14 protein-coding genes are annotated in these 11,725 nt (G+C 60.3%); 7 read left to right on the plus strand and 7 right to left on the minus strand.

Annotated features, from left to right (window positions below; all coding sequences use genetic code 11):
- A partial coding sequence (locus ACR0FE_RS06950) for a hypothetical protein (RefSeq protein WP_480441028.1) occupies nucleotides 1–192 on the plus strand: 192 nt, incomplete at its 5' end.
- Between the two features lie 14 nt (nucleotides 193–206).
- Here the strand turns inward: ACR0FE_RS06950 and ACR0FE_RS06955 are convergent.
- A complete protein-coding gene (locus ACR0FE_RS06955; RefSeq protein ID WP_480912451.1) occupies nucleotides 207–1,409 on the minus strand; it encodes a Zn-dependent hydrolase in 1,203 nt (400 codons plus the stop codon).
- Between the two features lie 155 nt (nucleotides 1,410–1,564).
- Between ACR0FE_RS06955 and ACR0FE_RS06960 the strand changes: the two genes are divergently transcribed.
- The 4 genes from ACR0FE_RS06960 to ACR0FE_RS06975 are packed head-to-tail and all read left to right on the plus strand — an operon-like array spanning nucleotide 1,565 to nucleotide 5,065.
- Nucleotides 1,565–2,215 carry a histidine phosphatase family protein gene (locus ACR0FE_RS06960; protein ID WP_480911930.1) on the plus strand — a complete coding sequence of 217 codons (651 nt, stop codon included), beginning with the start codon at nucleotides 1,565–1,567 and terminating at the stop codon, nucleotides 2,213–2,215.
- Nucleotides 2,216–2,234: 19 nt separating this feature from the next.
- On the plus strand, nucleotides 2,235–2,849 hold the full coding sequence (locus ACR0FE_RS06965) for a glutathione S-transferase family protein (RefSeq protein ID WP_480911933.1): 615 nt from the start codon (nucleotides 2,235–2,237) through the stop codon (nucleotides 2,847–2,849).
- 14 nt (nucleotides 2,850–2,863) lie between these two features.
- Entirely contained in the window at nucleotides 2,864–3,919 is a 1,056-nt protein-coding gene (locus ACR0FE_RS06970) for a saccharopine dehydrogenase (RefSeq protein ID WP_480911935.1), read from the plus strand.
- 3 nt (nucleotides 3,920–3,922) lie between these two features.
- Nucleotides 3,923–5,065 (plus strand): saccharopine dehydrogenase family protein, encoded by a 1,143-nt coding sequence (locus ACR0FE_RS06975; protein ID WP_480905928.1) that lies wholly within the window; start codon nucleotides 3,923–3,925, stop codon nucleotides 5,063–5,065.
- A 68-nt stretch (nucleotides 5,066–5,133) separates the two neighbouring features.
- Here ACR0FE_RS06975 and ACR0FE_RS06980 read toward each other — a convergent pair whose 3' ends face one another.
- From ACR0FE_RS06980 to ACR0FE_RS06995, 4 genes are all read right to left on the minus strand, one after another.
- A complete protein-coding gene (locus ACR0FE_RS06980; protein ID WP_170613123.1) occupies nucleotides 5,134–5,334 on the minus strand; it encodes a DUF1127 domain-containing protein in 201 nt (66 codons plus the stop codon).
- A gap of 54 nt (nucleotides 5,335–5,388) precedes the next feature.
- Nucleotides 5,389–5,622, minus strand: a complete 234-nt coding sequence (locus ACR0FE_RS06985) for a YjiS-like domain-containing protein (RefSeq protein WP_170613121.1) — start codon at nucleotides 5,620–5,622, stop codon at nucleotides 5,389–5,391.
- A gap of 175 nt (nucleotides 5,623–5,797) precedes the next feature.
- Nucleotides 5,798–6,115, minus strand: a complete 318-nt coding sequence (locus ACR0FE_RS06990; protein WP_170613119.1) for a DUF3775 domain-containing protein — start codon at nucleotides 6,113–6,115, stop codon at nucleotides 5,798–5,800.
- A gap of 99 nt (nucleotides 6,116–6,214) precedes the next feature.
- Nucleotides 6,215–6,985 carry a DUF1365 domain-containing protein gene (locus tag ACR0FE_RS06995; RefSeq protein WP_480911938.1) on the minus strand — a complete coding sequence of 257 codons (771 nt, stop codon included), beginning with the start codon at nucleotides 6,983–6,985 and terminating at the stop codon, nucleotides 6,215–6,217.
- 149 nt (nucleotides 6,986–7,134) lie between these two features.
- Between ACR0FE_RS06995 and ACR0FE_RS07000 the strand changes: the two genes are divergently transcribed.
- Entirely contained in the window at nucleotides 7,135–7,791 is a 657-nt protein-coding gene (locus tag ACR0FE_RS07000; RefSeq protein WP_170613167.1) for a sigma-70 family RNA polymerase sigma factor, read from the plus strand.
- Between the two features lie 7 nt (nucleotides 7,792–7,798).
- Nucleotides 7,799–8,449, plus strand: a complete 651-nt coding sequence (locus ACR0FE_RS07005) for a ChrR family anti-sigma-E factor (protein WP_480905934.1) — start codon at nucleotides 7,799–7,801, stop codon at nucleotides 8,447–8,449.
- A gap of 9 nt (nucleotides 8,450–8,458) precedes the next feature.
- Here the strand turns inward: ACR0FE_RS07005 and ACR0FE_RS07010 are convergent, their stop codons facing one another.
- Together ACR0FE_RS07010 and mutL are read right to left on the minus strand one after the other, a co-directional pair.
- Nucleotides 8,459–9,688, minus strand: a complete 1,230-nt coding sequence (locus ACR0FE_RS07010; protein ID WP_480911942.1) for a DNA recombination protein RmuC — start codon at nucleotides 9,686–9,688, stop codon at nucleotides 8,459–8,461.
- 52 nt (nucleotides 9,689–9,740) lie between these two features.
- The gene (mutL, locus tag ACR0FE_RS07015; RefSeq protein WP_480911945.1) at nucleotides 9,741–11,606 is read right to left on the minus strand and encodes a DNA mismatch repair endonuclease MutL; all 1,866 of its coding nucleotides are present in this window, start codon (nucleotides 11,604–11,606) and stop codon (nucleotides 9,741–9,743) included.
- Between the last annotated feature and the right edge of the window lie 119 nt (nucleotides 11,607–11,725).

An 11,725-nucleotide genomic window follows, 5' to 3' on the forward strand; every position in this document is an offset into this window, starting at 1 on the left:
CAACTTCTCCTTCAACTCGCAGCCACTCGTGCTCTTCAGAATAATACGTCGACATTCCTGTTCTCTCCTGACTTCAACGCTTGTAGTTTTGCAAAACAAACGGCAACGACACAATCTCAGATGGCTGAGGCGCAAACGTTGTTTTTGGCAGCAGTTGTATACCAGGATATACAACCAACAATTCCCCTTTAGGAAACTTTTCTCCGTCAGGCAACGGATTTGCCCGAAGGCAGCGCGTTGACTGCATGTTCAAGAACATGCAGCCCGGCGATCAGATCATGTTCGGACGTATCTTCTGAGAAGTCATGACTAATCCCGTTGATCGACGGCACGAACAGCATAGCAACCGGCATCAGGCGGGACACATTGGTTGCATCATGCAACGCGCCGGACGGCATGGAGCGCCAGCGGGATGGGGCAATTCTTTCCGCCCCCTGTTCCAGCGCCGCGCGGAGTTCCCGATCCATCGCCACGGGCTCCAGCCCCAGCAACGGCCCGTAGGTCACCGACAAGTTCATCCGATCGGCGACCTCTTGCGCGGTCGCGCGGATGATCTGCTCCATCCGTTCCAGCCGGTCAGATGTACCGTCGCGCCATTGCATCGAGAAACGCGCAAGCCCCGGCACGATGGACGAGGCGTTGGGATGCAGGTCGACATGGCCAATCGTCCAGACCGTTTCGGGCGCAACCACATTCCGGAACCGGTCGTTGATCAGCGAATTGAAAAGGGACACTGCCTGAAACGCATCCCGACGCAGATGCATCGGTGTAGTGCCCGCATGATTCTGCTGTCCCTCAAAGGTGATTTTCATGTCGCGGATGCCAACGATGTCGGTCACGACACCGATCTGATCCCCGCTGGTGTCCAACGCGGGCCCCTGTTCGATATGCATCTCGAGAAACCCGGTGAACTGACCGGGATCGACGAAGTCCTGAGCCAGACCACTCATCAGGGCGCGGGCCTCGGAAAATGCTGTGCCTTCATGATCGGTGAGAGCATCCGCCGCGGACAAATGCAGCGTTCCCGACCACACGGCAGACCCGGTGGTCACGCCAAACCGCCCTTCTTCATCCTGAAAGCTGACGACCGAAATCGCGCGATCCGTTGCGCGCGCCACTTCAAGTGCCGCGATGACGCCCAGCGCACCATCCAGCCAACCACCTTCTGGCTGGCTGTCGGAATGCGACCCCATCAGCAGCGACGGACCGGCGGCCAACCCAAACAGGTTTCCGACCGGATCGAAATGCGGGCGCAGTTCGGCGTCTTCCATCCGACCGGCCAGCCAGCGGCGCGCCGCGATATCCGCGTCGGAATAGGCGGGCCTGACCACGCCCTTCCCAACACCCGCCGCCCCAAATGAACGCAATTTGTGCAGATCGGCCAGAAACCGGTTTTCATCGACAGCCATGATTGCCCCCTTTGTGCCGATCAACCTTATGGGCTGCGCCTTGACCTGCAAGTCTTCCGCTGCATCGGGTCCGCGATTTTTCACTCCGGGCGGGTGCAACACCTCTGGCCCCGGCAATGAAGCTGTCTTAAGACATGACGCCAAGAGGAACCACCATGTCACATATTACACTGGTTCGTCACGGACAGGCCAACACCTCTGCGCGTGATGAAAAAGACTATGACAAGCTCAGCGAGCTGGGCCATCAGCAGGCGCGGTGGCTTGGGGGGTACCTCAAGGATACGCATACGCATCACACGCGGGCGTATTGTGGCACCCTGACCCGGCATGTGGAGACCGCTGCCAGTATGGGTCTCCTCAACCCGGTGCGCGACGCGCGGCTGAACGAGATTGAATATTTCACAATCGCAAAGCTGTTCGAGGAACAGCATGGCGTGGCCGTTCCGACGGACAGGGAAGGTTTTGTCGAACACCTGCCCCGAACCTTTGCGGCCTGGGCAAGCGGCGATATCCGCAACACACCAGAGACCTTCGCTGAATTCGAAGACCGGGTTTCGGCGGCATTGCGGGATATCGGAACCGAGGGCGGCCCGGCCATCGTTGTCACCTCGGGCGGACTGATTTCCATGGTCGTGCGGCAGGCGATGGGGCTGGACATACCTTCCATGGCTCGCGTGGCTCTTGCCATAATGAACACGTCCATGCATCGTCTGCATCCGATCGGCCCGCAGCTCAGTACGGTTCTGTTCAATGCCGTGCCACATCTGGAAGCGCCCGACCGGCAGTTTGCCCAGACCCATCTGTAAGGAAACCGGAGGCCATCTGATGCAACTCTACTACGCGCCCCGCACGATTTCAGTCGCCGTCGCCATCGCGCTGGAGGAAGCGGGTTTGGAATACGAGGCCATACGTCTGGATTTTGCAGAAGCCGAGCAGACCAAACCGGCCTACAAGCAGATCAACCCCAAAGGACGCGTGCCGGCATTGGCCGTTGACGGCGGTATTCTGACCGAAACAGGCGCGCTGCTGGACTACGTCGCGGCCAAAGCGCCAGAAGCCGGGCTGGTGCCTGACGACCCGATCATGGCGGCCCGTATGCGCGAGGTGATGTACTATCTGGCCTCAACCATGCATGTGAACCACGCGCACAAGCTGCGCGGGCCGCGTTGGGCAGACAAGAAAGCCAGCTGGAAGGATATGAAAGACAAGGTACCGCAGACGATGACCGCGTCCTGCGACTATATCTCGTCGAACGGTCTGCGCGGACCGTTTGTGCTGGGCGAGGCGTTCTCGCTGGCTGATGCCTATCTTTATGTCGTCTGCAGCTGGCTTGAGGGCGACGGCGTGGACGTCTCGGCCTTTCCCAAGATTGTCGCCTTCCGCGAGGCGATGGAAGCACGCACATCGGTTCAGGCGGTGCGCGCCGCCGGAATGCTCTGACAAAAGGACAACGAATGACACATCTCTGGGTCCGGGCAGAACAGCGCCCGAACGAAGAACGGGTCGGCCTGACCCCCGAAGGCGCCGCCGCGCTGATTGCCGCAGGCATCCGCGTGACGGTCGAGGAAAGCCATGTCCGCGCCATCCCGATCGACGGCTACAAAGACGCCGGGTGTGAGATCGCGGCCGAGAATTCATGGCCCGACGCCCCGCGTGACGCGATCATATTCGGCCTCAAGGAACTGCCCGAGGATGGCACGCCTCTGCCGCATCGACACATCATGTTCGGCCACGCCTTTAAGGGCCAGCATTCTGGCCGCGCGCTGCTGGAGCGGTTCAAGACCGGTGGCGGCACACTTTATGACCTGGAATATCTGGTCGACGAAAACGACCGCCGGGTTGCGGCTTTCGGGTACTGGGCCGGGTACGCAGGCGCGGCGGTGACGCTGAAGACGTGGGCCGCACAGCAGCGCGATGAGGAATGTCCGCCCGTGGGTGTCTATCCCAGCAAAGATGCGCTGAACGCGGAGCTTCTGGCCGAACTGGACGCGACCGGCACCGACCGCCCCCGCGCCATTGTCATCGGTGCCTTGGGGCGTGTCGGAACGGGCGCGGCTGATCTGTGCGAAGCCATGGCCGTTACAGTAACCAAATGGGACATGGCCGAAACCGCCAGCGGCGGGCCGTTCCCCGAAATCCTCGACCATGACCTGTTCCTGAACTGCATCTTTGCCCGCCCCGGCACCCCGGTCTTTGTCCCGCAAGAGGCGCTGACCGCGCCACGCAACCTGACCGCCATTGGCGACGTGGCCTGCGACCCGGACAGCGATTACAACCCGGTGCCGGTCTATGACCGCGCCACCACCTGGGACGTCCCCGCCCTGCGCGTGGCAAGTGATCCGGTGATGGATGTGATGGCGATCGACAACCTGCCGTCGATGCTGCCGGTTGAAAGTTCCGAAGACTACGCAGCGCAACTGCTGCCCTCTCTGCTGACCCTGACCGATTTGGAAAGTGGTGTCTGGGGCCGGGCGGAAGCAATCTACAAAACACATATCGAAGGGATCTGAGCGATGACGATTCACTGGTGTGGCACCGGCCTCTCGGCCATTCCCGGCCTGCGCCGCCTGTTCGAGGGCGGGCACAAGATCACTGTCTGGAACCGGACCATCGAAAAAGCCAAAGCCGAGGTCGGAGACCTGACGGATGACATCCGCGCCTTCGACATCGACGCAATTGGTGCGGTACTGGAAAAGGGCGACGTGATCGTTTCCATGCTGCCGGGCGACTGGCATGTGCCGCTGGCGGAGCTGGCGATTTCGAAAGGGGCGAATTTTGTCTCGTCGTCTTATATCGCGCCCGAAATGCGCGCGCTGGACGACAAGGCGCGCGAGGCCGGCGTGGCGCTGGTCAACGAGGTCGGTCTGGACCCGGGTATCGACCACCTGATGGCACATGCACTGGTCGATGAGTACCGCGCCTCGGATGCGTTCGATCCGCAGAACCACCTGAGCTTCATCTCGTATTGCGGCGGTATCCCGAAGAACCCCAACCCGTTCCGGTACAAGTTCAGTTGGTCGCCGTTGGGTGTGCTCAAGGCGCTGCGCTCGCCCTCGAAATCGATCCGCGATTACGCCCCGCTGGATGTCGCACGCCCATGGGATGCGATCAGCAGCTATATCGCGCCGCTTCCAGCGCCGGAAAGCTTTGAGGTTTACCCGAACCGCGACTCGATCCCTTTCATGGCGCAGTATCACTTCGAGGATCACTGGCCGGTCAAGGAATTCGTCCGCGGTACTCTGCGTCTGAACGGCTGGGCGGACGCCTGGTCGGACGTGTTCCGCGAAATCGAAACCCTGACCGGACCGGACGGCGATGCGCGGCTGAAAGAGATGTCCGATCAGTTCTGGGAAGAAAACGCCTATGACGACGGCGAACCCGACCGCGTGGTTCTGTGCGTCGGCCTGAAGGCCGAAAAAGACGGGGCCGAGGTCTGGCACAAAACCTACGTCATGGACGCATGGGGCGATGAACGCGGCACTGCCATGGCCCGTCTGGTATCGATCCCGGTCTCACTGGCCGTCGAAGCCGTCCTGAACCGCGCCATTCCCGCTGGCGTTCATGCGGCGCCCAGCGATCCCAAGCTGGTGGCGGCGTGGATGGGCGAAATCGACACGCTGGCGCAGCATTTGCAGATTGTGGATCACACAAGCTGAGCTTTTTCTCAGCGCGCAAGAAAACAGCCGCATCGGCGTGACGATGCGGCTGTTCCGACATCCCGCTTTCAGATGTAAAGCTGGATCGTTTCATCAAGGTCAGACCGATTGATTCCAAGCTCGGACAGCTGGTTATCGGACAGACGGTTCAGTTCCTGAGCGGCCCGCACAATATCGGACCGAACAGCACGGATTTGCATGGCCCGGTCAAAAAGCAGCAATGCGCTGGCAATGGGTCGCTCCTGGTGTACTCCAATAGTATCTAACATCGTTTTGTTCCTTGAATTGCAGACAAAGATCGGTCCGTGTCGGGACGAACCAGCTTAGCGACGCAGTTCCACCGGGGACTGACCATAGACGCTTTGATAGGCGGATCGTGCGATCCGATGGCGCGGAATGCCGATGTCGTCCAATTGTCGGTCAGTCATTTTTTCCAGCGTTTGCATCGACTCAGCGACCTGCCGGCGACGCGCAAACTCATCTCTGAGCGCGCGGCATTCTGAACTCAGACCGGCAAAGAAGCTGCGCTGCGGTCTGGCTGTGTGTACATGTGCCATCGCTTTCTCCTTCTCATCCGAACAACGTTTCTGGTCACAGTTCTGATAAAGGAGCGGAGTGTTAACGATGCCAAAACACCGGATTAATCCGAATTAATGTTCGGCTTGCGGGTATTCGAAATCCAAAGCAGGATCAGACGACTCTGGCCCGTTCGATGGTTCAGGCCAATGGCGCCTACATCAGGTCATTCTCGACATCCTCGGCCGAAATCCCCAGCGCATCCAGTCCGTTTTCCAGGTGATCCGACAGGTGCGGCGTGCCAATCAGGTAGTCGGCGCAAGGGGTCGAGGCCTCGGACTTTGCGGTTGCGATGGCTTCGGCCAGATCTTCGGCGAAAAAGCTCTCGCGGCCGATCCACATGATCGCCACCAGTTCGGCCTGCTCGTCTTCACTCATGCGGTCGACGAAAGCGCGCAGCTCTGCTTCGGCACGCCCCAGCTCGCGCCCCATCATTGCCACCTGGGCAACCTTTCTGGCCGAAATTTCCAGCATGTCCCATCTCCTTGTGTTCGCGGGTTTCAGGCTATCACAATCACGACGCAACGGCCGCGTCTTTGATCTTACGCAAACGTCGCCTGGTCTGAGGGAATCTTACATGCGGGGGCGCGACACCGGCTGCTCTGGCACCGGTGCGGTTCGAAAGGGTCGGAACGTGGCCTTCTTGATCCACAGCTTCAAAGCCTGCCACAGGATCAGGGCAAATCCCCGGCGCGCCCCAAAGGGGCGACGGACAAGCGCCGTCAGGATAGAGCGGTTGGTTAACGGTGCCCGCAACCCGGTCAGGGTTGCCACCAATCCGCCATCCTTCCGGGAATAGTCGATCATGACGCCAACTCGGTCCGGTCGGAAGTCAAACCGGAAGCTGTACGTCCCTTCAATCTTCTGAAACGGAGAAACATGCATCTTCTTGTCCGCCACTATTCGATCTTCGGGCTGGATCGGCGACAGGTCGGGCTTGTGGCAAATATAGCTGTGACGCGTGCCATAGGTATTGGTCACTTCGGCGATCACTGCGAAAAGTTGCGCGTCGGGGTCAAGGCAAAGCCAGAAGCTGACCGGGTTGAACACGTGCCCCAGTACGCGCGGTTGCGTCAGCAGCAAGATTCGAGACGGCGAGGGCAAGCCCATCTCCTCAAGCCTGCTGCGCAGCCAGTTCACTCCCTGCCCTTCACCTGGGCTGCCACCATGATCGCGGTCGCGCCAGTTCATCAGGTTGGCACGCCGAAAAGAGAACAGAGATGGTGTTTTTGGCAGGTTTTCGGGGTCGAACAGAATGAAATCGACCGAATACCGAAACGCGTTCTCAATCTCACCTTTCCGGCTGTGATAGGTGTGTCCCGCGATATGGTCGATTTTGTTCATGCGGCTTCGGGTTCCTGTCAGTCTGCCAATAATACAGTGTCTGCAAACTTAATGCTCTGATTTCAGTTTTGTTACGGCCAGATAGGAAAATCGGATCAAAAAATGCAGGGCTAAATGATCCGGCTTTGGCGCTGCCACGTAATGTGGTTATGTTTACCGAGATCGACACCGCGACGCTCGACGATCCTGCGCCCCCAAGTGGTGCGGGCCAGCCTTGGGTCGCAAAGAAACGCATCAAGGGTAAACAATTGAACGGAACGCAAAAGAAGTGCGGTGTCAGGTCCGAATGGGTTGATCACGTCAAGCGCATCCGTGACACGCAGGATCAGGCGGCTTTTGCCGAGCTGTTCCGGCATTTTGCACCACGTATCAAGGCGTTCCTGATCAAGTCCGGTGCCGATGGCACCACCGCTGAAGAATGCGCGCAGGAGGTGATGGCAACATTGTGGCACAAGGCGCATCTGTTCGATCCGACCCGCGCCACTGTGGCAACCTGGGTGTTCACGATTGCAAGGAACAAGCGGATCGACATCCTGCGCAAACAACGCCGCCCCGAACCCGAGGATCTGGGCTGGGGACCCGAAGCCGAACCGGATCAAACCGAGGTTGTTGCCCTGCAACAGGAAACCGACCAATTGCGGATTGCGATGAAAGCTCTGCCCGAAGCGCAGCGCCAACTGATCGAAAAAGCATATTTCGGCGATCTGAGTCACCGCGAAATCGCGTCGGAAACCGGATTGCCGCTGGGAACAATCAAATCACGAATTAGACTGGCGCTGGATCGCCTGCGCCATGCGATGAACTGAGAAAACGATGACAGAAGCAATTAAACATCACCTGACCGACGACCTGCTGATGGCCTATGCAGCAGGTACGCTGCCCGAAGCATTCGATCTGATGGTCGCGACACATTTGTCACTGTGCGACCGCTGCCGGGCTGCGGCTGAAAGCTACAACATCATTGGTGGTGAGGTTTTGGAGGATCAGGCCGAGATGCCCACAATGAGCGAAGACTCTTTGGCGGCGACCATGGCCTTGATTTCCCAGGGCGCGCCGAGGCCCAAGCCCGCACGGCCAGCCTGTTCCGTTCTGCCCGCGCCCTTGCAGGATTACGTCGGTGGCGATGTGAACGCGATCCGCTGGAGGCCGATTGGCATGGGCGTCAAGCAAGCGATCCTGCCGACGACACGCGAGTCAACGGCCCGGTTGCTGTTTATCCCTGCAGGGTCTGCCGTACCGGATCACAGCCACCATGGAACAGAACTGACCATGGTGTTGCAGGGCGCGTTTTCGGACGAGGTCGACCACTTTGCGCGTGGTGATGTCGAAATCGCCGATCAGGACCTGCATCACATGCCGGTGGCCGACATCTCGGCCGACTGCATCTGTCTGGCGGTGACGGACGCGCCCCTGAAATTCACCAAACTGATGCCGCGCCTGTTCCAGCCATTCCTGCGCATCTGACCCGCGCGATCAGACCTCGGTCTTGCCCAAGGGCACAACGTTGGCGTGATCGTCCGGGGACAGTTCCTCAAAATCGAAATTGTCCAGCCGTTGTGCCCGGCGTCCCGCCTTTTCAGCGCTGATCTTGATGTCCGAGATGTCTTTGGCGGCCTGCCCGAAATGCCGGTCCAGATTGGCCACGCGATCGCCCAGCCTTTCGACATCCTTGTGCAGCATGCCCAACTCCCGGCGGATCGCGCCAGCCTGTTCACGCATCCGGGCGTCCTTGAGGATCGCGCGCATCGTGTTCAGCGTTGCCATGCAGGTCGTGGGTGAAACGATCCAGACACGTGCCGCGAACCCTTCGCGGACCACTTCGGGCAGGCGCGCGTGCAATTCGGCATAGATGGCTTCGGACGGAACAAACATAAGCGCACCGTCGGCTGTTTCACCGTCCAGAATGTACTTCTCGGAAATAGTCCTGATGTGCACCTTAACCGCCGCACCAAAGGCCTTCAGGCATCTGTCCACTTCGACTCGTGTCTGAGCAGCGGCCAGCGCTTCGAAATCTTCCAGCGGAAACTTTGCGTCGATCACGATGGGGCCGGGCGGGTTGGGCAGGTGGATCAGGCAATCCGCCCGTTTGCCATTCGAAAGGGTGGCCTGCAACGAATAGCTGTCGGTCGGCAGCGCCTTGGACACGATGTCGTTCAGCTGGATTTCCCCGAACATCCCGCGCCGCTGTTTGTTGGAAAGAATATCCTGCAAGGACAGCACATCCCCTGACAACTTGGTGATGTTGTCCTGCGCCTTGTCGATGGCGGCCAGCCTTTCCTGCAATTGGGTCAGCGAGGTCGCGGTCTGTTTCGACGACCCGTGCAGCGATTCCTTCATCCGTTCCTGCATCTCGGCCAGGGCGCGGGCCGATTTCATCGCGTTGTCCGCCAGCCGGTCGTTCATCTGCTGCTGGACCGAAGACAGGCGCGCCTCGACCGTTTGGATCACCTGAACCTGCGCATTGGCCTGCGTGTCCGACACGTGCTGCAGCCCGCCACGCAGCTGCTCCTGCCCTTGCCCCAACTGCTGCACATGCTGGCCCAGATGCGCCATCTGCCGCGCCAGCGGTTCCGCCATCCGGGCTGAGCGGTTGGCCGCCCGCAGCGACAGGAACAACAGCAGCAAGATCAGCGCAACCACTCCACCCACGATCAGGATCAATGGGTCGTTCAACGCGTATTGTGTACCTGCAATCTCGATCATGCTGCCTCGGATGTTCTTGTTTTATTCTCCTTAGCCTGTCTTGGGCACAGGATCAACTGCGCCCGAACAGGCGTTCGATATCGCTCAGCTTCAATTCGACATAGGTGGGCCGACCGTGGTTGCACTGGCCTGAGTGAGGCGTGGCCTCCATCTCGCGCAGCAGAGCATTCATTTCTTCGGCCCGCATCCGGCGGCCTGACCGGACGGAACCATGGCAGGCCACCCGGCTGAGGATCGCCTCGATCCGCGCCTGTACCTTCTGGCTTTCGCCCTGATCGGTCAACTCATCCAGGATATCCAGGATCATCGCCCCGGCGTCGACCTCACCAAGAATGGCCGGGGTTTCGCGAATGGCGATTGCGCCGCCCCCAAAGGGTTCGATCGTCAGGCCGAGGCGGGACAGATCTTCGGCCACCGCCATCAGACGCGAACAATCCCCTTCGGACATTTCAACGATTTCGGGGATCAGCAAGGCCTGCGCGGCAACGCCATTTGCGGCCATCTGGTTTTTTAGCTTTTCATAGACCAGCCGTTCATGCGCAGCGTGCTGATCAACGATCACCATGCCATCTGCGGTCTGGGCAATGATGTAATTCTCATGCACCTGCCCGCGCGCGGCACCCAGCGGCAGGTCTTGTGCAGGCGGTTCTTCCACCGTCGCAATCGCAGACACCAAGGGCGTCGCGTCAACGATGCTCCCGCTGTAGTCGTTTGCCAGTTCGGCAAAGCCCGGGGCCTGCGCCCGGTAGGCCGCCTGGCGCGCGGCTGGTGAAGGGCGGTCCATCTGATAGACCCGCGCCGGCGCCGATTGCGCCGGTTCCGGCCGCATCGCACCCAAAGTGGCATTGGCCACGGTCGAGGACGCCCGGTGCCCGGCATCGGCCAGCGCATGACGCAAGGCGGACACGATCAACCCGCGCGCCAGACCCGGGTCGCGGAACCGCACTTCGGATTTGGCGGGATGGACGTTCACATCCACCAGCGTCGGATCACAATCGATGAACAGTGCTGCTGCCGGGTGGCGGTCTCGGCTGAGGAAATCGAAATAGGCTGCCCGCAACGCGCCGGTCAGCATCTTGTCGCGAACGGGTCGCCCGTTCACGAACAGGTACTGCGCCACCGCTGCCCCCCGGGAATAGGTCGGCAACGCGGCGTAACCGTAAAGCCGGATGCCCTCGCGCGTGGCATCGATCTGCAACGCGTTCTCGGCAAACTCGCGCCCGATCACGCGGGCCAGACGGGCGTGCAGGGCGTCAAACAGATCGCCGTTCTCGCGGTCGGCGCGGAAGGTCACACGCCCCTCTCCCCCGCCCGAGACGTCGCGCAGGACGAAAGTGATCGAGGGCTCGGCCATGGCCAGACGTTTGACCGTGTCGGTGATCGCCTGTGCCTCGGCCCGGTCGGTGCGCATGAACTTCAGGCGCGCGGGTGTGGCAAAGAACAAGTCGCGCAACTCGACCACTGTGCCTGCGCGCAGAGCCGCCGGTTTAACCGGCTCTATCTTCCCGCCCGACACATGGACCTGTGCCGCATCCGCCCCCGGCACGCGGCTTGTGATGGTCAGGCGGCCAACGGCACCCAACGACGGCAGTGCCTCACCCCGGAAGCCGAAGGTGTGGATGTTCAGCAGATCCGTCCCATCTATCTTTGACGTCGCATGGCGGGACAAGGCCAGCGGCAAATCCTCGGGCGCGATGCCGCAGCCATCGTCTGTGACTCGAATCAGCGTCTTGCCGCCATCGGCGATATCTATGGCGATCCGCGTCGCCCCCGCGTCAATGGCGTTTTCGACCAGTTCCTTAACCGCCGAGGCAGGGCGCTCCACCACTTCACCCGCAGCGATACGATTTATCGCCGCGTCGTCAAGTTGACGGATTTTGGGGCGATTTTCGCCGATATTGGGGTATGCCTGCGCCATACCACCAGACCTAGCACAATCACGAGCGATTCTGCCACCGGTTTGAAACCTGTATTTCGGGATACGAGGGGGCGTTCGGACAATTGCACCGCGCCGGTCTGATAGCGGCGTCATGATCA

This window comes from Ruegeria sp. K7 (assembly GCF_056531785.1).